The sequence below is a fragment of the Bacillus sp. FSL H8-0547 genome (genome assembly GCA_038002745.1).
In the GTDB taxonomy this organism is placed as follows: Bacteria; Bacillota; Bacilli; order Bacillales; family Bacillaceae; genus Bacillus_P.
Genome location: JBBODD010000001.1, coordinates 2,966,678 through 2,988,724 on the forward strand (window position 1 = coordinate 2,966,678; position 22,047 = coordinate 2,988,724).

The window sequence follows — 22,047 nt, forward strand, 5'->3', positions numbered from 1 at the left end:
CCGGCGGGTGATTACTGCACGTTTATGCGGGATAAAATGACATCGCAGTAGGAGGGACCACTATGAGCTGGACTGGCATTGCCTTGTTTGTACAACTTTTTTTCGGGGTCATCATTGGCTTGTACTTTTGGAACTTATTAAAAAATCAGCGTACGCAGAAAGTTTCAATTGACCGAGAATCACGAAAAGAAATGGAACAGCTGAAGAAAATGAGATCAATTAAGTTATCAGAGCCTTTATCTGAGAGAGTGCGTCCTAAAAGCTTTACAGATATCGTGGGGCAGGAGGATGGCATTAAGGCCCTTAAAGCCGCCCTTTGCGGACCCAACCCGCAGCACGTGATTATATATGGTCCGCCCGGAGTGGGGAAAACCGCAGCTGCGAGATTGGTTCTAGAAGAGGCAAGACGCAATGCCAAGTCCCCGTTTAAGCCTTCGGCCGTATTTATTGAACTGGACGCCACAACGGCGAGATTTGATGAGAGGGGCATTGCAGATCCTTTGATCGGTTCTGTCCATGATCCTATTTATCAGGGAGCAGGAGCGATGGGACAAGCAGGGATTCCCCAGCCGAAGCAGGGAGCCGTCACGAATGCACATGGCGGTGTGCTGTTCATTGACGAAATTGGAGAGCTTCATCCAATTCAAATGAACAAGCTTTTGAAGGTGCTTGAAGACAGGAAAGTCTTTTTGGAGAGTGCCTATTACAGTGAAGAAAACACACAAATTCCAAACCATATTCATGACATTTTTCAAAATGGGCTGCCTGCTGATTTCCGGCTGATTGGTGCGACAACAAGAACACCGAACGAAATTCCTCCGGCCATCCGCTCACGATGTCTTGAGGTCTTTTTCAGGGATTTGGAGTCAGAGGAACTGGCCGTTGTTGCCAAAAAAGCAGCAGTAAAAGTGAATATGAACGTCAGCGACAAGAGCATTGCCACGTTGACGTCTTATGTGCGGAACGGGCGCGAAGTTGTCAATATGATGCAGATTGCAGCCGGGATGGCCATGACGGAAGACCGCAGCGAAATCACCATGCAGGATATTGAATGGGTTGTCAGTTCAAGCCAGCTGACGCCGCGTCATGATAAAAAAATCTATGAAGACGCGAGGGTCGGTCTTGTAAACGGCCTTGCTGTACACGGCCCAAATTCAGGCTCTCTGCTTGAAATCGAGGTAACCGTTATTTATGCAAAAGATAAAGGCACAATAAACATAACAGGCATTGTTGAAGAAGAAAGCATCGGCGACAGAGGAAAATCAGTCAGAAGAAAAAGTATGGCAAAGGGATCCATTGAAAATGTCATAACGGTCCTTCGCTCAATGGGCATCAACGCCAATGACTATGACATTCATGTCAATTTCCCCGGCGGCATTCCTGTTGACGGACCATCAGCCGGCATTGCAATGGCTACGGGAATTTTCTCCGCCATTCATAAAATACCGGTCGATCACACAGTAGCCATGACAGGGGAAATCAGCATTCACGGAAGCGTAAAGCCGATAGGCGGAGTGGTGCCTAAGATTAAAGCAGCCAAGCTTGCAGGCGCAAAAACCGTGATTATTCCGGCTGAAAACATGCAGTCCATCTTAAAAACCATTGAAGGCATCAGCATTATACCGGTCGCTCATTTGCAGGAAGTCTTTGACCTTGCGCTTGTCAACCCGCCTACTGAGCAGGAAACCCCGGTTACACTTATAAAACAGGACCTCGGGTAATATCTCGGGGTTTTTTTATGGAAAAAATATGCCGGGATTTTCGTGTTCACTATAAAATTCCAGTGGACTGCAGCGGAAGGCACTTGACTCCTGCGGGATGAAGAGGGCACTGAAGATCCCGCAAGCGCAGCGAGGAAGCTTCAGGCACTCCCCGCGGAAAGCAAGTGACTGGAGCGAAAGGGAACGGGTACGATGTGAAGTTACGCTAATTTGCGATTAAGAAGTAATTTCTTTAGTCTTCTGGTCACGGAAAGGGTATACTACATAAGGTAAACCTATATGCTTTACAGATGACTCTGCCGGCAGAATAGGATTGTACAAGAATGAAGCTCTTATATTATAATGATTGATACTTAGTCATGGAGGTGCTTTTAAAGTTGGCGAAAAAAGAAGAGAAAATCGTCCCCCTCCTACCTCTTAGAGGATTGTTAGTGTACCCGACAATGGTACTTCACCTTGATGTAGGACGCGAAAAATCCGTACAGGCGCTGGAAAAAGCGATGATGGATGATCACATAATCTTTTTAACGACACAACGGGATATTTCAATTGATGAACCTGCTGAAGAGGATATCTTCAAAGTAGGTACGCTCACAAAAATAAAACAGATGCTGAAGCTTCCAAATGGAACAATCAGAGTTCTGGTCGAAGGCATGCAGCGCGGAGAAATGACCAAATATACAGACGAAGGCGACTATTTTTCGGTAAGCGCTCTTCCTTTGGATGAAAGAGACGGCAAGGATGCTGAAGATGAAGCGCTGATGAGAACACTGCTTGATCATTTTGATCAGTACATAAAGCTGTCAAAAAAAATCTCCGGAGAAACGCTCTCGACCGTTTCTGATATTGATGAACCCGGAAGAATGGCTGACATCATTGCTTCTCACCTGCCGCTTAAGCTCAAAGAAAAGCAGGAAGTGCTTGAAACCCTGGACATTAAAGAGCGGCTGAACAAGGTCATTGAGATTATTCACAATGAAAAAGAAGTTCTTCAGCTGGAAAAGAAAATCGGACAGCGTGTTAAAAGATCAATGGAACGGACGCAAAAGGAATACTATCTCCGCGAACAAATGAAAGCCATCCAAAAAGAGCTTGGCGATAAAGAAGGCAAAACCGGAGAAGTGGACATCTTGAGCAGCAGGATTGAGGAAGCGGGAATGCCTGACCATGTAAAGCTTACAGCACTTAAAGAGCTTGAGAGGTATGAAAAAGTACCTTCAACTTCTGCTGAGAGCTCGGTCATTCGCAATTACCTCGACTGGCTTATTTCCCTGCCGTGGTCAAATGCGACAGAAGACCGTCTTGATCTAAAGCGCGCCGAGAAAATTCTTGATGAGGACCATTACGGCCTTGAAAAAGTAAAAGACCGCGTGCTTGAATATCTTGCCGTCCAAAAACTGACCAATTCGCTTAAAGGCCCGATCCTTTGTCTGTCAGGACCACCCGGAGTAGGGAAAACGTCCCTTGCAAAATCAGTGGCAAAATCCCTTGACCGGCATTTTGTCCGTATTTCCCTTGGAGGAGTCAGGGATGAGTCAGAAATTCGCGGACACCGCAGAACCTACGTAGGGGCAATGCCGGGACGCATTATTCAGGGCATGAAAAAAGCAGGAACGATTAATCCGGTCTTTTTGCTTGATGAAATCGATAAAATGTCCAATGATTTCAGGGGGGACCCTTCTTCAGCCCTGCTCGAAGTGCTTGACCCTGAACAAAATCATACGTTCAGCGATCATTACATTGAAGAGACGTATGACCTGTCAAAGGTCATGTTTATTGCAACAGCCAATAATCTGGCCACGATACCGGGCCCGCTTCGTGACCGGATGGAGATTATCACCATCGCCGGATACACAGAGCTTGAGAAAATTCACATTGCCAAAGATCATCTGCTTCCAAAGCAGCTGAAGGATCACGGGCTGAAAAAATCCCACCTTCAAATAAGAGAGTCTGCAATCCGGAACATCGTGCGCTACCATACACGCGAGGCGGGAGTCCGCAGCCTTGAACGACAGCTTGCATCGATCTGCAGAAAAGCTGCGAAGCAAATTGTATCTGAAGAGAAAAAGAAATTGATCATCACAGACAAAAACCTGTCCGATTATCTTGGCAAGAATAAATTCAGGTATGGACAGGCAGAGCTTGAGGATCAGGTCGGAGTAGCGACAGGCCTTGCCTATACGACTGTCGGCGGAGATACCCTTTCAATCGAAGTGTCGCTTTCCCCGGGAAAAGGAAAGCTGATTTTGACCGGAAAACTTGGTGACGTCATGAAAGAATCTGCACAGGCAGCCTTCAGCTTTATCCGTTCGCGCGCTAAAGAAATGAACATTGATGAGAATTTTCACGAGAAAAATGATATTCATATTCATGTGCCGGAGGGCGCTGTGCCAAAGGATGGACCATCTGCAGGGATTACCATGGCAACTGCCCTAATTTCAGCTCTTACCGGACGGCCGGTCAGAAAAGAAGTAGGCATGACAGGGGAGATTACCCTTAGAGGCAGAGTGCTGCCGATTGGCGGGTTAAAAGAAAAAACACTAAGCGCTCACCGTGCAGGCCTGACGAAAATCATCCTGCCAAAAGACAACGAACGGGATATTGAAGATATTCCGGAAAGTGTACGGAGTGAATTAACTTTTGTGCCTGTATCACATCTTGATGAAGTGCTGCAGCATGCATTAACGGGAGAGAATAAATGAAAGTCACAAGTTCCGAGATTGTCATCAGTGCAGTGAAGCCGGATCAGTATCCTGATCTTGATTTGCCTGAAATTGCGCTGGCAGGACGCTCAAACGTAGGAAAATCATCGTTTATCAACAAATTGCTTAACAGGAAGAACCTTGCCAGAACATCATCAAAGCCCGGCAAAACCCAGACCCTGAACTTCTACATTATCAATGAAATCATGCATTTTGTGGATGTGCCTGGCTACGGGTATGCAAAGGTTTCAAAAACCGAGCGCGAAGCCTGGGGGAAAATGATCGAAACGTATTTTACGAAAAGAAGACAGCTTCGTGCAGCCGTCCTTCTTGTCGATCTGCGCCACGCACCGTCAAAAGACGATGTCATGATGTATGAGTTTTTAAAGCATTATGATATTCCTGTTATGGTCGTTGCTACAAAGGCAGATAAAATCCCTAAAGGCAAATGGCAAAAACACATGAAAGTCGTAAGAGAAACGCTGAACAAAGACCCTGAAGACCCGATGATCTGCTTCTCATCCGAAACAGGGCTCGGCAAAGAAGAATCGTGGGCTGTCATCAGACAGTACACTGGCGTTTAAATGCAAAAACCTGTGCAGAACGATCTGCACAGGTTTTTTTATTGTTCTTCCTCTTTCTCATCATCGGTGTCCTCATTCTGCACCTCTTTAAGCGATTTCAGCCATTCGGGCAGAGGCTGATTAGGACCTTCGCTAAAAACTTTAACCGTATCCCGTTCATCCTGATGTGAAAAGATATCGTGGATATCGTTTCCATTTCCGAGTATGTTGCCGAACCCCTGATTCAGCTTGCTGCTGTTTTTGAAATTGGAAGGAAAGTTATTGCCGAAGTTCACGGCTGAAGCAGCTTCCACTGTGCCGATGTGTATATCTCCGATTCTAAAAGATGAGGACAGGGCCTGATTATGATCCGGCGGAGTGGGGCTGTTTTTCTTTTCGTTTATTTCGTAAGGAATGTGTTTGCCATTGACGATAATGGAAATGTCCTTTTCGCGTTGTGGCTTGTGACGTGATTTTGAAAGAAAGGTATTTCCTATATTCATTGTTCCGTTTACTTGTTTTACATCTACATTTTCAAGCCTGTAAACAAGTTCATGGACATTCATTGTTTGTACCCGGTCTATGTGAAAGGTTTGGCGGCTCTGATTTTGAGCGTTAACCGCTTCCTCTAATGCATGCAGTCTTTTTTCCATTTTGCGAAGAAGTGTCAGGAAAGACTTTTCCTCAAGCGTCATACCGTTTCACCCCTTTAGCACGTTCGCCCGATTGATGAATAGAATAGGAGGCAAACCGGAATTTTGAATGGAGGCAGATGCAATGAAAATCAGATCCTCCAAAATTTCTTTTTCAGACCTTAATGTTCTTGAAATAGCAAATAACTCTGGGGTATTTATAGGCAGAAACAGGCAGGTCAAGTGGAATACTGCGGCCTGCAGCCACTCCGGCTTCGGCAGAGTCTCCGGCAATGAAAATGAAATCGCTCATTCGATACATCTTGTCCTGCATGAGCATGTAAAAAAAGAAAAAGGGTCTCAGCAGGCGGACAAAGGAAGCGTGGCACCCTAATTCTGTTCACCGTCTGTTTTCTTTTTCTGAACGTTCGCCGATGTGATTGTATGGTGAATCGTATTGGAATTTCCGCGTACTCGTCCAAATCCTTCATGGGCGCCGGATCGATTTGTCCATTTGTACTGAAAGTTCTCCCCATAAAACATCCCGGAGCTATGCTTTATCTGGTATACATTTATTGAATGAAAATGGATATTTGCCAATTCCAAGCCCCTCTCTCAAACTCTGCACACTATTTTCCCCTATTACATGTATATAGAATCTCTGATGAAGTATGACCGCAGCAAAAAGAAAACCACTGTTTGCGGTGGTTTTCAGTCAGCTTTGGTAGACAGGCTGATCATTGGAGCCCTGATTCTGAGTGAAATCCGAATCCATAAAATCATCATCATGGATAATATTCACCGTATCTACGGCCAGATTATTCGCACCCATGATTTTCCCGAATCCAAAATTGCTCTTCATGCTCACTGTCCAGTCATATTGAGTATTCGTCCCCGTGAAAATTCCGGAATTTCCGGACAGGGAGGTCACATTAATATTGGTGAACTGTATAGATAAACTCTTCATCTAAATCTGTGAAACCGGCTGAGGGTTTATATTTTCAGGCTGGGCAATCGCCATATCGGCCAGATCCTGATCGTTGATAATATTTGTGCAGCCAATTGCACCCGAATTGATGAAGTTCCCGTTTCCCGAGTTGAATTTCCCCTGGGCATTCCAGTCCGGCTGGCTGTTCTGCCCCGAAGAAATGATGGAATTTGCAGCCATGCTTACAACATTGATCATATTGAATACGACAGATACCGGCACAATCCAATCCTCCATTTCTCCTGCTGTAATACGTTAGTATATGTGTTGGATGCGGGTAGTGTGAACTTGTTTGGTTAAACGCGGCTGGATTGTTAGGGGCGAAGCGATATAAGTGGTAAATGACCTTTCGATAAAGGGTTAAAAGTAAGGTGCTAATGACCGTTCAGCGCTTGCGGATGAGCGTGAATGGTTAAAAGCAGGAGAGAAATGACCTTTCAGTACTTGCGGATGAGCGTGAAGGGTTAAAAGCAGGAGAGAAATGACCGTTCAGTACTTGCGGAAGAGCATGAAGGGTTAAAACCGGGAGTGAAATGACCTTTCAGTGCTTGCGGATGAGCGTGAAGGGTTAAAAGCAAAAGTGAAATGACCCTTCAGCGTTTGAGGATCAGCCTGAAGAGTTAAAAGCAAGGAGTTAATGACCCTTCAGCATTTACAAATGAGCATAAAGGAAAGTCATCCATGACAAAAAAACCACCAGTAAAGCAAGTTGAAGACTTTACGGATGGTTTTGTTTTTTGTCCTGCGGAGCTAAACAAGCGATTCCGCTTTTCTCGTTGTCCAGCTCCATCGCCCAACTCCTCGGCCAGAACGGCTCCGTCGTAAAAAGCAAACCCGGCTTTTTTCGTCGGATCCTTTTCTGTCCTTCGGAGCTAACCGGGCGATTCCGCTTTTCGTACATAACTTACTTCTTCTTAAGAAACAATAAGTAAAAACCGCCAAGAATTAACAGAACAGGCCAGAATTTCTGGACGACCTGAACGCCTTGCTCGACCCAACCGAGACCGTTTATGATCGAGTCGAAAAAGTGGAGAAATGCGGCGAGCAGGAGTAGAATGATTCCTTGTACGGATCCTGTTTTCGTTTTGGCTGACCGGAGTATGATGCCGAGTCCGATGATAAAAGTGATGGCAGGCGCGTGTTCAGGCCAGTCGGGGAACTGTCCGAAGCAAAGAAAATGCACGCCGAGTCCTCCAAGCAGGATGCCGGGAAGTATGGCATTTTCATCCTGATCAAAATGGCCTCCGATCAGAAAAGCAAGCCCAAAAAGAATGAGCAGGGTCTGCCATGACTGCTGCTGGTCAAATAGCTTGATCTGAAAGGTTTCCAGCGCATAGTAAAAACCGATCGCAAGCAGGGCGTAGGCAGAAAAGTTTGTCGATTTTTTCATTTCAGTCACCTCTTAATTAAGACGATTACCTTGATTGTAAGCACTTTTTTTGGTATTGTTCAAGGTGGACGAATTTGCTGCAGCTTTTGCAGTTTAAAATACAAATCAGCACGAAACCGCATCATCATGCGGAATCATGCCGGCTGTTTATCTAGTATGATATCACAGTCCGGCAAGCTTTCAAGAACTGTTCACATTTGTAAAAAGAGAAAAAATCGAGACATGGTATAATAGTAGTAGAATTCTTGTATGTGGGGTGTATGACATTATGCATATCTTAGCTGTAGGCTTAAATTATAAAACTGCCCCTGTCGAAATCCGTGAAAAACTGACCTTTCAGCCGAATGAACTCGGAGATGCTATGAAAGCACTGAAAGAGCAGAAGAGCATTCTTGAAAACATCATTGTTTCGACTTGTAACCGGACAGAGATTTATACAGTTGTGGACCAGCTTCATACTGGCCGTTATTATATTAAAGCATTTTTAGCCGAGTGGTTCGGCCTTGATAAGGACACATTTTCTCCTTTTTTGACCATGTACGAAAACGACGGTGCCATTGAGCATCTTTTCAGTGTTTCATGTGGCCTTGATTCAATGGTTCTCGGAGAAACACAGATTCTCGGCCAGGTGCGTACAAGCTTCATGCTCGGACAAACAGAAGGTACGATCGGAACGGTGTTTAACCATCTGTTTAAACAGGCAGTGACGCTTGCCAAAAAAGCACACTCTGAGACTGATATCGGAGCTAACGCAGTTTCTGTCAGCTATGCAGCTGTTGAACTTGCGAAGAAAATATTCGGCGACCTGACGAACAAGCACGTCCTTATTCTCGGTGCCGGCAAAATGGGCGAGCTTGCTGCACAGAACCTTCATGGCAGCGGAGTGCGCAAAGTGACGGTTGTAAACCGCACGTTTGAAAAAGCAGAGGTTCTGGCCAGAAAATTCAGCGGCCATGCAAAAGGGATAAATGAACTGCAGTGCGCGCTGGTCGAAGCGGACATCCTGATCAGCTCAACCGGTTCAAGTGATTTTGTCATCACAAAAGAGATGATGGCTCCTGCTGAAAAAATGAGAAAGGGCAAGCCGCTGTTTATGGTGGATATTGCGGTTCCCCGTGATCTTGACCCTGCTCTTGATGAACTTGAAAGTGTGTTTCTGTATGATATTGACGATCTTCAGGGAATTGTGGACGCCAACCTTCAGGAGCGCCAAAAAGCAGCGGAGGAAATCGGATTGATGCTAGAGGCAGAGATTGTCGCCTTCAAGCAATGGCTCGGCACACTCGGAGTTGTTCCTGTCATTTCGGCGCTTCGCGAAAAAGCGCTTGGCATTCAGGCTGAAACGATGCAAAGCCTCGAGCGCAAAATGCCTAATCTGACTGACCGTGAACTGAAGCTTCTGAACAAGCACACAAAAAGCATTATTAACCAGATGCTCCGCGATCCGATTCTTAAGGTGAAAGAGCTTGCTGCTGAGTCGGACGCAGAACAGAATCTGGAGCTTTTCATGAAGATCTTTGATATTGAAGAAGCAGTTGAAGAGCAAAAACGCAGAGAAAACTCGGTTTCTTTAAGCAGCTCTCAGGCGGTGCCTGGGCAGGCAAGAGCTTCACTTCAAACGTAAGTGAGAGGAATTTGATGTATGCCAGAAATGAGTTTACCTAGAATAAACGAACTGATTATAATTCTTTATGCATTCAGTGTTCTCTTTTTTTTCATAGATTTTATTCATAACAACCGGAAGGCCAGCAAAATTGCCTTCTGGTTGCTTTCTATTGTTTGGCTGCTGCAAACAATTTTTTTGTTTTATCAAATGTTTGAGACCGGCAGATTTCCAGTCCTGAACATATCAGAAGGGCTTTATTTTTATTCGTGGGTGCTAGTGACGCTGTCGGTCGTCTTAAACCGTTTTTTGAAAGCGGATTTTATTATCTTTTTTACAAATGTGCTCGGTTTTATCATGCTGAGCATCCACACATTCGCGCCGTCACAATATGAATCGGCAGCGGTTTCCGGACAGCTGATTTCGGAGCTTTTGTTTATCCACATCACAATGGCCATCCTGTCTTACGGGGCTTTTACCCTGTCTTTCGTTTTTTCTATTTTGTATTTGATTCAGTACAATTTGCTGAAGAAGAAAAAATGGGGAAAGCAGCTGATCCGGATTGACGATCTGGCCAAGCTTGATCACATGTCATATGTATTAAATGTGATTGGTGTACCGATGCTGTTACTGAGCTTAATTCTCGGAACGATCTGGGCCTATCTGAAAATCCCGAACTTCCACTGGTACGACGCGAAGGTAACCGGTTCGTTCATGATGCTCCTTGTGTACGGCTATTATTTATACAGCCGGATTGTGAAGGAGTGGCATGGAAAACAGGTGGCTTATTATAACGCAGCAGCCTTTTTAATTTTATTAATTAATTTCTTTTTATTCGGAAGCCTTTCAAGGTTTCATATTTGGGACTCTTAATGCAAGATACATCCTAGTTGGAGGAACTCATTATGCGCAAAATCATTGTAGGATCCAGACGAAGCAAACTGGCTTTGACCCAGACGAATTGGGTGATTGACCAGCTGAAAAAAATCGGGCTGCCTTTTGACTTTGAAGTCCGGGAAATCGTGACAAAGGGCGATCAGATTCTTGATGTCACCCTCTCAAAAGTGGGAGGAAAAGGCCTATTTGTAAAAGAGATTGAACAGGCCATGCTTGACGGCGAGATTGATATGGCTGTTCACAGCATGAAGGATATGCCGGCTGTACTGCCGGAAGGGCTGACAATCGGCTGCATTCCGCACCGTGAAGATGCAAGGGATGCTTTTATTTCTAAAAATCACGTCAGTCTTGCTGACCTCCCTGCAGGTGCAGTGGTGGGAACAAGCAGTTTAAGAAGAAGCGCCCAGCTCCTTGCCATGAGGCCTGATCTTGATATCAAGTGGATCAGAGGCAATATCGACACGCGCCTGGCAAAGCTTCAGCATGAAGATTATGATGCGATCATCCTTGCAGCAGCCGGTCTTGCGAGAATGGGCTGGAGCCAGGACGTTGTGACAGAATTTCTTGATGCGAAAGACTGCGTTCCGGCAGTCGGCCAGGGCGCGCTTTCCATCGAATGCCGTGCAGACGATCATGAGCTGCTTACTCTTTTGTCCCATTTTACGGATGAAGCGACACAGCTTGCCGTTCAGGCAGAGCGCACCTTCCTTCACGTGATGGAGGGCGGATGCCAGGTGCCGATTGCAGGGTATGCAGAAGTGGCTTTTGACAAAGAAATTTCGCTTACCGCACTGATTGCCTCTCCTGACGGAAAAGAGATCTATAAAGAAAGAATCACAGGCAAAGATCCCGTAGCCATGGGAAAAGAAGTGTCTGAAAGGCTGATAGCTCAGGGGGCAAAGCAGCTGATCGACAAGGTGAAAGAGGAGCTTGACCTTTAATGGCCGGCGGTCTCTCTGGAAAGAACATTCTGATTACGAGAGAAGAAACGCAGGCAACCACTTTTGCAGCGAAAATTAAAAAAGCCGGCGGAGTTCCTGTTACTGCTCCGCTGATTTCTTTTGAAAAAGCGAAGGATATACATAATCTTAAAAAGGAAATCCGCGGGATAAAGGCGGATGACTGCCTTGTCTTTACAAGCATGAACGGCGTGCTTTTCTTTTTTGATTTTCTGAAAGAACACGGCATCCCTTCTGATTTCCTGTCTGATTGCACGTTTGCCGCCGTGGGGCGGAAAACAAGGCAGCTGATTGAAGACAGGGGCTATACAGTCAGAATCATGCCGAAGGAGTATGTAGCAGAAAGGCTGGCGGAAGAAATCGCGGGGAGCATCAGGCATGACCAGCATGTTTATCTCTTCAGGGGGAATCTTGCCAGGGAAATTCTTATGAAAGAATTGACTCTCAAGGGCTTCTCCGTGACAGACCTTACGCTATATGAAACAATACATAATATAGAGGATGGAAACAGGATTGAGCAGCTGCTTCAGGAGCAAAAACTCGATTACATTACCTTTACCTCCTCATCCACAGTTGATGCCTTCATGAAGGTCATGAAAAACAAAAATCTGGATACTCTGCTTGAGGGCGTTACGCTTGTGAGCATTGGACCGATTACACATAAAACACTTAAGAAGTACGGCTATGACGGCATTGTGTCAGATCCCTACACCATCGATGCCATGATTGACCGTATCCAAACACATGCTGAAAGGAAGGAATAAGCTATGGACATTCAATTTACAAGACACCGCAGACTGCGGAGCACAGGCAGCATGAGATCACTTGTCCGCGAAACACATCTGCACGCAGAAGACTTTATTTATCCGATCTTCGTTGTAGAAGGCGAGCAAAAACGCAATGAGGTAAAATCCATGCCCGGTGTTGAGCAGATTTCGCTTGATTACCTGAATGCAGAAATGCAGGAGGTAAGCGATCTCGGAATCAAGTCTGTCATCGTCTTTGGAGTGCCTGATCAAAAGGATGAGCTTGGCACACAGGCTTACCATGACCACGGCATCGTTCAGCGTGCGATCTCCCAGATTAAAGAACATTTCCCTGAGCTTGTTGTGATTGCCGACACGTGTCTTTGCCAGTATACAGACCACGGCCACTGCGGAATTGTGAAAGAGGGAAAAATCCTCAATGACCCGACGCTTGATCTGCTGGCGCGCACTGCGGTCAGCCAGGCAAGAGCGGGTGCTGATGTCATCGCTCCTTCAAACATGATGGACGGGTTTGTGGCTGCTATCCGCCATGGCCTGGATGAAGCCGGATTTGAAGATGTGCCGATTATGTCATACGGAATTAAATACTCAAGCGCCTTTTACGGACCTTTCAGGGATGCTGCCCACAGCACTCCCCAGTTCGGAGACCGGAAAACGTATCAGATGGATCCTGCCAACCGTCTTGAAGCACTCAGAGAAGCAGAATCGGACATGATGGAAGGGGCAGACTTCCTGATTGTGAAACCTGCCTTGTCTTACCTTGATATCATCCGCGATGTGAAAAACAACTTTAACGTGCCGATTGTTGCCTATAACGTAAGCGGCGAATATGCCATGATCAAGGCAGCCGCACAAAACGGCTGGGTCGATGAAAAGGCAATCGTGATGGAAATGATGATCAGCATGAAGCGCGCCGGCGTTGATATGATTTTGACGTATCATGCCAAGGATTGTGCACGCTGGCTGAAGGAACAACACTAATCGCAGGAGGAGAAGTCAAATGCGCAGTTATGAAAAATCAGGCAAGGCCTTCGAAGAAGCCCAAGGGCTGATGCCTGGCGGAGTGAACAGCCCTGTTCGCGCCTTTAAATCCGTCGCTATGGATCCAATTTTCATGGAGCGGGGAAAAGGCTCTAAAATTTACGATATTGATGGAAATGAATATATTGATTATGTGCTTTCATGGGGACCGCTTATTTTGGGCCATACAAATGACGCGGTTGTTGAAGCCATCAAAAAGGTGACAGAATCCGGTACAAGCTTCGGAGCTCCGACGCTGATTGAAAATGAGCTGGCAAAGCTTGTGATTGACCGCGTGCCATCTATTGAAATTATCCGGATGGTTAGCTCTGGAACGGAAGCAACGATGAGTGCCCTGAGACTCGCTCGCGGTTTTACCGGAAGAAATAAGATTTTGAAATTCGAAGGCTGCTATCACGGCCACGGGGATTCTCTGCTGATCAAAGCAGGTTCAGGCGTTGCAACTCTTGGACTGCCTGACAGCCCGGGAGTTCCCGAAGGAGTAGCCAAAAACACGATTACTGTTCCGTACAATGACATGGAAAGCGTAAAATACGCCTTTGAACAGTTCGGTGATGACATTGCCGGTGTGATTGTGGAGCCGGTTGCAGGAAACATGGGCGTTGTCCCTCCGCTTCCAGGCTTCCTAGAAAGCCTGCGCAGCATCACACAGGAGTACGGTTCACTGCTTATCTTTGATGAAGTGATGACAGGCTTCCGGGTTGATTACGGCTGTGCTCAAGGGTACTTCGGCGTTACGCCTGACCTGACATGCCTCGGGAAAGTGATCGGCGGCGGACTTCCTGTCGGAGCATATGGCGGCCGTGCCGACATTATGAAACAGGTTGCGCCGAGCGGACCGATTTACCAGGCTGGCACCCTGTCCGGAAACCCTCTTGCGATGACAGCAGGCTATGCAACGCTCAGTCAGCTTACTCCGGATACCTACAAAGAATTCGGCAGAAAAGCGGACATCCTTGAAGAAGGATTAACAGCGGCTGCTGAAAAACACGGCATTCCGATTACAGTGAACCGCGCGGGATCAATGATTGGCTTTTTCTTTACAGACGAGAACGTCATCAATTTCGAAAAAGCGAAGACATCCAATCTTGAGTACTTCTCAAAGTTCTATCGCGAAATGGCAAACGAAGGTGTCTTTCTGCCGCCTTCACAGTTCGAAGGTCTGTTCCTTTCCACTGCCCACAGTGATGAGGATCTTGAAAAGACGATTGCAGCGGCAGAGAAAGCATTCGCTGCCCTTAAATAAAGTGAAAACCCCCTGCGCGTCATTTGCAAGGGGTTTTATTATTTGGGCGTATATCCTGATTTCCGGCTCAGCCATTTGCTGGCAAGGATAATGGTCAGTCCGATAGTGGCGACTGCAATCATAAGCAGATCAGATACAATCGTGATCCATAACGGTATCTGCAGTAAAAAGATTGCGCCGATGATGACAAAGAATAGGGGTCTCATACTAATCTCCTGATTGTTTTTCTTCTAGTATAGCAAATGGGGCCGAAAAAAGAGAACCTGCAGACGGCAGGTTCTCTATGTACTCAGTATTTAGCTGAACCTTCTTTTGCTTTTCCGGCGCCTTCCTGAAGGTTCCCTTTCAGTTTGTCTTTCTTTCCTTCACGCTGAAGCTCAGGATTGTTTGCTGCATTGCCCACCTGATCTTTCACTTCGCCTTTTGCCTGGTTTACCTTGCCTTTTACTTTGTCGCTCATGCCATGATCTTTTGACATCATCAAACACTCCTTTCTTCTTGTATCTTTCATGTTCCCTGCATTTACAGAGCTTAAACCAGGCATTTAATCAAAAAAATCATAAACCTTCACCGTGCGGCATATTCCTTTAATGTCACAGGTATTTTCGTAAGGACACCTGAAAGGAGGAGTTCAAGTTGTCACAGGATCAACAATCATCATTGCGGTTCTCTGTTGAGGAATCCGTTTGGTTTCAAAAGGGACAGGAAGTGGGTGAGCTGTTATCCATCTCATTAGATCCAGACATCACCATCCAGGAGTTTGACCAGTACATCTCGATTCGGGGTGCGCTTAAGCTTACGGGTGAGTACAAAATAGATGAGGATTATAGCGAAGAGGAATTTGAATATGCCAATCTCCGTTTTATCAGCAATGTAGAAACGAGAGAAGACGGCATATCGCAGCTTGTTCACGGTTTTCCTGTAGATATCACGATTCCGAGGAACCGCATTGGAAACTTGGAAGAAGTTTATGTAACGATTGAATCTTTTGATTATGATCTGTCAGAAAGCAGAAACCTGAGGCTTGTAGCTGACCTTGAAATCAGCGGAATTGCAAGCGGGGATGCGGCTGTTGAGGCTGAAGAAGCTGAAGAAGAACAGGAACTTGAGCAGGCATATGTGTTTGAGCAGGAGCAGGAACCGGAGCTCCAGCCGCTGTTCCGCTCACCTCAGGCACTGTATGAAGAGGAAACGCAAGTAGAAGAGTATGATGCTTTTGCGAATGCAGGCAGCCAGAATCATGCGGATCTTTATGAACCGTTTCATGTAGAAGTGAAAAAAGAGGCGGCAGAGGAAGAAGCCGCTGCACCGGACATTTCTTATTTTGCAAGCAGGCCGCAGTATGAGGAAACGTATAAGGCGCCTCAAAAGCAAAGTCCGAAAGCAAGAAAAGAAGAAGAAGCAAGAAAGCAGGATGAACCAAAGCATACGGAAAACTCCCTCTACTTAACGAAGCTTTTTGAACGAGATGAAGAAGAGGAGTTTACAAAGCTTAAGATCTGCCTTGTCCAGCAGGGTGACACAATTGACAGCATTTGCGACCGATACAGGATTACGGTTCAGCAGCTGCACAGAGTTAATCAGCTGAATTCAAGCGCAGATGTGCACGAAGGCCAGACACTCTACATTCCTGTTTATGCAAATACTCATTAAGAAAAGAAAGCAGCTTGGGGAGGAGAGTTCCTCAGCTGTTTTTTTTGTAAGTCTCTTTACATGAGACCTGGTTAAAAGGAAGTGAGACAAAAAATGATGAGAGAAAATATGGATAAACTTGCGGAGGTTTTAAAAGAGTATGAGCTGAAAGCGGAATATGCGGAGTCTGTTACAGATAAACTGACGAAGGTCTATGCCAGTTCAGGCGCCTCCTACGCATTAAAAAAGATGTCATCGAACCGGAATGGCCAATTCATCGAAACGCTTCACGGTGCTCATCAGAAAGGGTATTCAGGGTATGTGCCCATCTTCAGAAACAGGCACCGGCAGTTTTTTACCTCAGACGGAGAGAACTGGTATTACATTATGCCCTGGCTCACGAATGAAACAGAAGAAGAGCGGGATGAGCGGCATAAAAATATGTTCAGGGAACTTGCAGCGCTTCATCAGAGAACGGCTGCTGAGGAAAAGCTGAATCAGAATGCACTGAAAATTCATTACGATACCCTTGCCAAGCAATGGGATGACAACAAAGCCCTGTATGAAAAATACGTGGAGGAATGCGAGAAGAAGTGGTATCTCTCCCCGTTTGAACTGCAGGCCGTCACCTATTACTTTGAAACCGCACGTGCGACAGAATTTGCCCGCAAAAAACTTGATGAGTGGTACGAGATGATGAAGGAAAAAGAGGATGTGCGGCAAGTCATGATCCACGGCAGAGCGTCCATTCATCATTACTTGTATGATGAACAGGGAACGGGGTATTTCACCAATTTTGAACATGCCAGGTATTCATCGCCCATTGATGATGCGCTTCTTTTTTATCACAGGACGTTCCATACGTACCCGTTTGCAGATGACAACTGTGCCGACTGGTTTTACACCTATCAGCAGACGTTCCCGTACAGAGAAGAGGAAATGCAGCTGTTCATCTGCTATCTCGCCTATCCCGATTTTGTCTACAAACAAGTGAAAAAGCACATGAACCTGAAAGGCAGAAGCGCATCGCAGCTTCAGAAAAATCAGGACCTGATCAAATCTTACTGGACCTTTAAAAACATCGAGTACTTCGTCATGAAAGTGACGCAGATCGAAGAAAACAAAAAACTGGCCGCAGAGCAGTCGACATAAACAAAACCCAATCGGTGATTGGGTTTTTTAAATCCACTCCATGTACAAAGCAACCCCAAGCAAAATCAGCAGCGCCAGCAGGACAAGGTCGACGGGCGACGGGAAAATCAGGGTCCGGACGGTCTGAAAGAGGGTAATCGGCACGATGAACTGACCGGCAATGAGCTTGAACTGCTTTACATAAGGCGACAGGTTATAATCATTTATTTTTCTGCGCATCCTAAAACTCTCCTCACTGAATCCTTCTTGTATAAAGAATATGTGCATTTACCCAGTTTTGTGCCTTTTCGGGAATAAAGGCATTGAAAAATGGAGAAGATGATTGACGTGAATTGACTGGATTGTATACAATACAACATATATAATATTTTCATAATCGAACACATACCGTGATAGGGAAGAGTAAAGCGGAAAGCTGTTTTCAGAGAGAGAAATCGCCTGCTGAGAGATTTCTTAAACAAGCGTGCTTGAAGGTCGCCCTGGAGTAATTCTCTTGAACCATGAAGTAGAGAGAATCGGCATGAACGCCGTTATCCCATTTGAGAGCACAGGTTCTTTTTTGCCTGTGAAAAAAGGTGGCACCGCGAAATCAACTCCTTTCGTCCTTTTACCGGACGAGGGGAGTTTTTTATTTTCCGAAAAGTGCGGAAATGAACTGATTTGAAGATTTTAAGGAGGAAGAAACATGGAGAACAAGGAGCAGACACTCTCTACAAAATATGATCCGCAGGCAATTGAGCGCGATCGCTACGACTACTGGCTGAAGGGAAAGTTTTTTGAAGCTTCAAACGACCAGGAAAAGCAGCCGTACACGGTTGTGATCCCTCCGCCGAACGTAACAGGAAAGCTACACCTTGGCCATGCCTGGGACACGACGCTTCAGGATATCGTGACGCGCATGAAACGCATGCAGGGCTATGACGTTCTCTGGCTTCCGGGAATGGACCATGCCGGAATCGCCACTCAGGCTAAAGTGGAAGGAAAGCTGCGCGAGGAAGGCAAGTCGCGCTATGACCTTGGCCGCGAAAAGTTTGTTGAGGAAACTTGGAAATGGAAAGAAGAATACGCATCCCATATCCGCGCGCAGTGGTCAAAACTTGGCCTTGGCCTTGATTATTCGAGAGAGCGGTTTACGCTTGATGAGGGACTTTCAAAAGCGGTTAATGAGGTATTTGTCTCTCTTTATAAAAAAGGGCTCATCTACCGCGGCGAATATATTATCAACTGGGATCCGCAGACAAAAACAGCTCTTTCAGATATAGAAGTTATCTATAAAGATGTTCAGGGTGCTTTTTACCACATGCGCTATCCTCTGTCAGACGGTTCCGGTGCAATTGAAGTTGCGACGACACGTCCTGAAACGATGCTTGGCGATACAGCGGTTGCTGTTCACCCTGAAGATGAGCGCTACAAGCATTTGATTGGCAAAACCGTTGTTCTCCCTATCGTAGGCCGCGAAATTCCGATTGTCGGAGATGACTATGTTGATATGGAATTCGGTTCCGGAGCGGTTAAGATTACTCCGGCGCATGATCCGAATGACTTTGAAATCGGAAACCGCCACAGCCTTGAACGTGTTCTTGTGATGAACGAGGACGGAACGATGAATGCGAAAGCAGGAATCTACAGCGGACTTGACCGTTTTGAGTGCAGAAAGCAGATCGTGAAGGATCTTCAGGAAATGGATGTTCTGTTCAAAATTGAAGAGCACATGCATTCAGTCGGGCACAGCGAACGGAGCGGAGCGGTTGTTGAACCGTACCTATCTACGCAGTGGTTCGTTAAGATGCAGCCTCTTGCAGATGCAGCGATTGAGCTTCAGGACAGAGATGACAAAGTCAACTTTGTACCAAACCGTTTTGAGAATACCTATATGCGCTGGATGGAAAATATCCGCGACTGGTGTATTTCAAGACAGCTTTGGTGGGGACACCGCATTCCTGCCTGGTATCATAAAGAAACTGGCGAGGTGCATGTTGATCATGCACCGCCTGCAGACCTTGAAAACTGGGAACAGGATACAGACGTACTCGATACGTGGTTCAGTTCCGCACTGTGGCCGTTTTCGACAATGGGCTGGCCGGATGAGGATTCCGTTGACTACCAGCGCTACTATCCGACAGATGTGCTTGTCACAGGCTATGACATCATTTTCTTCTGGGTTTCCCGCATGATTTTCCAGGGTCTTGAATTTACCGGCAAGCGTCCATTTAAAGATGTGCTGATCCACGGACTTGTCCGCGATGAGCAGGGACGCAAAATGAGTAAATCGCTTGGAAACGGTGTTGATCCGATGGATGTGATCGATAAGTACGGAGCGGATTCTCTTCGCTACTTCCTTTCAACAGGAAGCTCGCCTGGCCAGGATCTGCGTTTCAGCTACGAAAAAGTAGAAGCAACATGGAACTTTGCCAATAAGATCTGGAACGCTTCTCGCTTTGCGCTGATGAACATGGACGGCCTGAAATTCGATGAAATCGATCTGACCGGTGAAAAGTCAGTGGCAGACAAGTGGATTCTGACACGTCTCAATGAAACCATTGAGCACGTGACAAAGCTTGCCGATAAATACGAATTCGGTGAAATCGGCCGCCATCTGTACAACTTTATCTGGGATGATTTCTGTGACTGGTACATTGAAATGGCGAAGCTTCCGCTTTATGGCGACGACGAAGCGGCGAAAAAGACAACACGTTCAATCCTTGCATATGTACTTGATAACACGATGAGACTTCTTCATCCGTTCATGCCGTTTATTACCGAGGAAATTTGGCAAAACCTTCCGCACGAAGGGGAATCCATTACAATCGCCAAATGGCCGGTTGCCGATCCGTCACTGACTGATGAAGCAGCAGCCGCAGATATGAAGCTTCTAGTTGAAGTAATCCGTTCGGTTCGAAATGTAAGAGCTGAAGTGAACACGCCGATGAGCAAGCAAATTCCAATGATGATTAAAGCAAAGTCAGCTGACATCCAAAATCAGCTCGAGCAAAACCGCGCCTATATCGAGCGTTTCTGCAACACGTCCAGTCTTTCAATCGGCACGGATGCTGAAACAGGCGACAAAGCGATGACATCTGTTGTAACAGGAGCGGAACTGATCTTCCCTCTTGAAGGCCTGATCAACCTCGATGAAGAAATTGCACGTCTTGAGAAAGAGCTTGAAAAATTAAATAAGGAAGTTGAACGTGTTCAGAAAAAGCTGAGCAATGAAGGCTTCGTTAAAAAAGCGCCTGAGAAGGTTATAGAAGAAGAACGCGCGAAAGAAAAAGACTATACAGAAAAAAGAGAAGCCGTTCTCTCAAGAATCGGAGAGCTGAAAGGCTGAATGACAAAGACTCGGGTGTGATTTATGATCATGCCCGAGTTTTCATGTATATAAAAAGAAGGGGCAGATGATATGTTTCAAACGTACGAAGATGCTGTCGGATGGATTCATTCGCGCCTCAGATTCGGTATCAAACCCGGCCTGAAGCGTATGGAATGGCTGATGAACAGACTCGGTAATCCTCATAAAAAAGTGAAAACCATCCATGTGGCAGGCACAAACGGAAAAGGGTCGACCATTGCCTACATGAGAAACGTGCTTACAGAAGCAGGCTATAAAACCGGCACCTTTACATCCCCGTTCCTTGAAACCTTCAACGAGCGGATCAGCATGAACGGGATTCCCATTCCTGATGCGGAGATGCTGTTTTTGGCAAATACGATAAAACCGCTGTCAGACGAGCTTGAGCAAACAGAGCTTGGAGGGCCGACCGAGTTTGAAATCATCACCGCCATGGCTTTCTATTATTTCGGCAACCATGAAAAGACAGATGTGCTGCTGCTTGAAACAGGGCTTGGAGGCACATTTGATTCAACGAATATTTCAGAGCCGGTTCTGACTATGATTACAAGCATCGGCTATGATCACATGCATATCCTTGGGAACACCATAGAGGAAATTGCAGGTGAAAAAGCGGGCATCATTAAAAAGGGTGTGCCCATGCTTACAGCAGTAACGGATGAGCGCGCCCTTAATGTCATAAAAAGAAGAGCGGCAGAAAAAAATGCTGATCTGTTCCACGATTCTTTTCCTGTTCTGAAACACGAGCCGCTAAGGGGCGGGGAAAGGTTCGATATGAAAACACCGTATCATTCATTCGAGGAGCTAGAGATCTCCATGAGGGGAGAGCATCAGGTGCAAAATGCCGCGCTTGCTGTTATGGCTCTGGATTATTTACGGGTCCACGGCTTGTTTGTTGCCGGGGATGAGCACATTCGAAAAGGTCTTCATCAGACTAATTGGAGCGGAAGGTTTGAACAGGTTTCCGAGTTTCCTGCCGTCATCCTTGACGGCGCACACAATAAAGAGGGAGCTGAAAGTCTTGCGGCAGTAATGAGAAGACACTATGCCGGCAAACGGATTCATGTTCTTTTTTCAGCCCTGAAAGACAAGGAATACAGCCCGATGATTTCAACTCTATCCGCTATTGCGGACAGCATGCATTTCACAACCTTTGATTTTCCGAGAGCCGCTGGAGCATCAGAGCTGTATGAAGCGTGCACGCATCCGGTAAAATCGTTCCATGAAGACTGGAAAGGGGCAATTGATGAAATGATTGCAGCGGGCAAAGGGGGAGACATCTTTTTAATAACAGGTTCTCTCTACTTTATTTCTGAGGTTAGGCCTTATTGTCGAAAAATATAACATAAAAATTAGGCTGATAGTCCCGAAATAAATGACAAAAATCTGAATTTTTGTTAAAATA

Annotated in this window: 20 protein-coding genes, 1 pseudogene and 1 other annotated feature; of the genes and pseudogenes, 14 read left to right on the plus strand and 7 right to left on the minus strand. The window is 46.0% G+C overall.

Features of this window, described 5'->3' with window-relative positions:
- Nucleotides 1-62 precede the first annotated feature (62 nt).
- The 3 genes from lonB to yihA all read left to right on the plus strand — a co-directional run bounded on the left by lonB (nucleotide 63) and on the right by yihA (nucleotide 5,007).
- The gene (gene lonB, locus MHB63_14580) at nucleotides 63-1,721 is read left to right on the plus strand and encodes an ATP-dependent protease LonB (protein MEK3807745.1); all 1,659 of its coding nucleotides are present in this window, start codon (nucleotides 63-65) and stop codon (nucleotides 1,719-1,721) included.
- Between the two features lie 377 nt (nucleotides 1,722-2,098).
- The gene (gene lon, locus MHB63_14585; GenBank protein MEK3807746.1) at nucleotides 2,099-4,423 is read left to right on the plus strand and encodes an endopeptidase La; all 2,325 of its coding nucleotides are present in this window, start codon (nucleotides 2,099-2,101) and stop codon (nucleotides 4,421-4,423) included.
- Nucleotides 4,420-5,007, plus strand: coding sequence for a ribosome biogenesis GTP-binding protein YihA/YsxC (gene yihA / locus MHB63_14590; GenBank protein MEK3807747.1), 588 nt, complete (start codon nucleotides 4,420-4,422; stop codon nucleotides 5,005-5,007). The genes lon and yihA overlap by 4 nt, the downstream gene beginning before the upstream one ends.
- Before the next feature lie 38 nt (nucleotides 5,008-5,045).
- On the opposite strand, the gene MHB63_14595 is transcribed toward yihA, so the two are convergent.
- Nucleotides 5,046-5,681 (minus strand): hypothetical protein, encoded by a 636-nt coding sequence (locus tag MHB63_14595; protein ID MEK3807748.1) that lies wholly within the window; start codon nucleotides 5,679-5,681, stop codon nucleotides 5,046-5,048.
- 82 nt (nucleotides 5,682-5,763) lie between these two features.
- On the opposite strand from MHB63_14595, the gene MHB63_14600 reads away from it, so the two are divergent.
- Complete coding sequence (locus MHB63_14600) at nucleotides 5,764-6,012, plus strand: hypothetical protein (protein MEK3807749.1); 249 nt, start codon at nucleotides 5,764-5,766, stop codon at nucleotides 6,010-6,012.
- A 321-nt stretch (nucleotides 6,013-6,333) separates the two neighbouring features.
- On the opposite strand, the gene MHB63_14605 is transcribed toward MHB63_14600, so the two are convergent.
- From MHB63_14605 to MHB63_14615, 3 genes are all read right to left on the minus strand, one after another.
- On the minus strand, nucleotides 6,334-6,480 hold the full coding sequence (locus MHB63_14605) for a hypothetical protein (protein ID MEK3807750.1): 147 nt from the start codon (nucleotides 6,478-6,480) through the stop codon (nucleotides 6,334-6,336).
- Nucleotides 6,481-6,585: 105 nt separating this feature from the next.
- Nucleotides 6,586-6,843, minus strand: a complete 258-nt coding sequence (locus MHB63_14610) for a hypothetical protein (protein MEK3807751.1) — start codon at nucleotides 6,841-6,843, stop codon at nucleotides 6,586-6,588.
- Between the two features lie 667 nt (nucleotides 6,844-7,510).
- Nucleotides 7,511-7,996 carry a DUF5668 domain-containing protein gene (locus MHB63_14615; GenBank protein ID MEK3807752.1) on the minus strand — a complete coding sequence of 162 codons (486 nt, stop codon included), beginning with the start codon at nucleotides 7,994-7,996 and terminating at the stop codon, nucleotides 7,511-7,513.
- A 268-nt stretch (nucleotides 7,997-8,264) separates the two neighbouring features.
- On the opposite strand from MHB63_14615, the pseudogene hemA reads away from it, so the two are divergent.
- The 6 genes and pseudogenes from hemA to hemL all read left to right on the plus strand — a co-directional run bounded on the left by hemA (nucleotide 8,265) and on the right by hemL (nucleotide 14,509).
- A pseudogene (gene hemA / locus MHB63_14620) lies at nucleotides 8,265-9,554 on the plus strand (glutamyl-tRNA reductase).
- Between the two features lie 84 nt (nucleotides 9,555-9,638).
- Nucleotides 9,639-10,472, plus strand: coding sequence for a cytochrome c biogenesis protein (locus MHB63_14625; GenBank protein ID MEK3807753.1), 834 nt, complete (start codon nucleotides 9,639-9,641; stop codon nucleotides 10,470-10,472).
- 32 nt (nucleotides 10,473-10,504) lie between these two features.
- Nucleotides 10,505-11,437, plus strand: a complete 933-nt coding sequence (gene hemC, locus MHB63_14630) for a hydroxymethylbilane synthase (GenBank protein ID MEK3807754.1) — start codon at nucleotides 10,505-10,507, stop codon at nucleotides 11,435-11,437.
- Nucleotides 11,437-12,219, plus strand: coding sequence for a uroporphyrinogen-III synthase (locus MHB63_14635; GenBank protein ID MEK3807755.1), 783 nt, complete (start codon nucleotides 11,437-11,439; stop codon nucleotides 12,217-12,219). The genes hemC and MHB63_14635 overlap by 1 nt, the downstream gene beginning before the upstream one ends.
- Before the next feature lie 3 nt (nucleotides 12,220-12,222).
- Nucleotides 12,223-13,203 (plus strand): porphobilinogen synthase, encoded by a 981-nt coding sequence (hemB, locus tag MHB63_14640; protein MEK3807756.1) that lies wholly within the window; start codon nucleotides 12,223-12,225, stop codon nucleotides 13,201-13,203.
- A gap of 19 nt (nucleotides 13,204-13,222) precedes the next feature.
- On the plus strand, nucleotides 13,223-14,509 hold the full coding sequence (gene hemL / locus MHB63_14645) for a glutamate-1-semialdehyde 2,1-aminomutase (protein ID MEK3807757.1): 1,287 nt from the start codon (nucleotides 13,223-13,225) through the stop codon (nucleotides 14,507-14,509).
- A 38-nt stretch (nucleotides 14,510-14,547) separates the two neighbouring features.
- On the opposite strand, the gene MHB63_14650 is transcribed toward hemL, so the two are convergent.
- Together MHB63_14650 and MHB63_14655 are read right to left on the minus strand one after the other, a co-directional pair.
- Nucleotides 14,548-14,715, minus strand: a complete 168-nt coding sequence (locus MHB63_14650; GenBank protein ID MEK3807758.1) for a hypothetical protein — start codon at nucleotides 14,713-14,715, stop codon at nucleotides 14,548-14,550.
- Between the two features lie 83 nt (nucleotides 14,716-14,798).
- Complete coding sequence (locus tag MHB63_14655) at nucleotides 14,799-14,987, minus strand: CsbD family protein (protein ID MEK3807759.1); 189 nt, start codon at nucleotides 14,985-14,987, stop codon at nucleotides 14,799-14,801.
- Nucleotides 14,988-15,145: 158 nt separating this feature from the next.
- Here MHB63_14655 and spoVID point away from each other — a divergent pair, with 158 nt between their 5' ends.
- The gene (gene spoVID / locus MHB63_14660; protein ID MEK3807760.1) at nucleotides 15,146-16,162 is read left to right on the plus strand and encodes a stage VI sporulation protein D; all 1,017 of its coding nucleotides are present in this window, start codon (nucleotides 15,146-15,148) and stop codon (nucleotides 16,160-16,162) included.
- Nucleotides 16,163-16,270: 108 nt separating this feature from the next.
- Nucleotides 16,271-17,293 carry a spore coat protein YsxE gene (gene ysxE, locus MHB63_14665; protein ID MEK3807761.1) on the plus strand — a complete coding sequence of 341 codons (1,023 nt, stop codon included), beginning with the start codon at nucleotides 16,271-16,273 and terminating at the stop codon, nucleotides 17,291-17,293.
- A gap of 27 nt (nucleotides 17,294-17,320) precedes the next feature.
- On the opposite strand, the gene MHB63_14670 is transcribed toward ysxE, so the two are convergent.
- Nucleotides 17,321-17,512 (minus strand): hypothetical protein, encoded by a 192-nt coding sequence (locus tag MHB63_14670; GenBank protein ID MEK3807762.1) that lies wholly within the window; start codon nucleotides 17,510-17,512, stop codon nucleotides 17,321-17,323.
- A 161-nt stretch (nucleotides 17,513-17,673) separates the two neighbouring features.
- Nucleotides 17,674-17,903, plus strand: a binding site (T-box leader).
- 75 nt (nucleotides 17,904-17,978) lie between these two features.
- Here MHB63_14670 and MHB63_14675 point away from each other — a divergent pair.
- Together MHB63_14675 and MHB63_14680 are read left to right on the plus strand one after the other, a co-directional pair.
- On the plus strand, nucleotides 17,979-20,621 hold the full coding sequence (locus MHB63_14675; protein ID MEK3807763.1) for a valine--tRNA ligase: 2,643 nt from the start codon (nucleotides 17,979-17,981) through the stop codon (nucleotides 20,619-20,621).
- A gap of 72 nt (nucleotides 20,622-20,693) precedes the next feature.
- Complete coding sequence (locus MHB63_14680) at nucleotides 20,694-21,986, plus strand: folylpolyglutamate synthase/dihydrofolate synthase family protein (GenBank protein MEK3807764.1); 1,293 nt, start codon at nucleotides 20,694-20,696, stop codon at nucleotides 21,984-21,986.
- The last annotated feature ends 61 nt before the right edge of the window (nucleotides 21,987-22,047 follow it).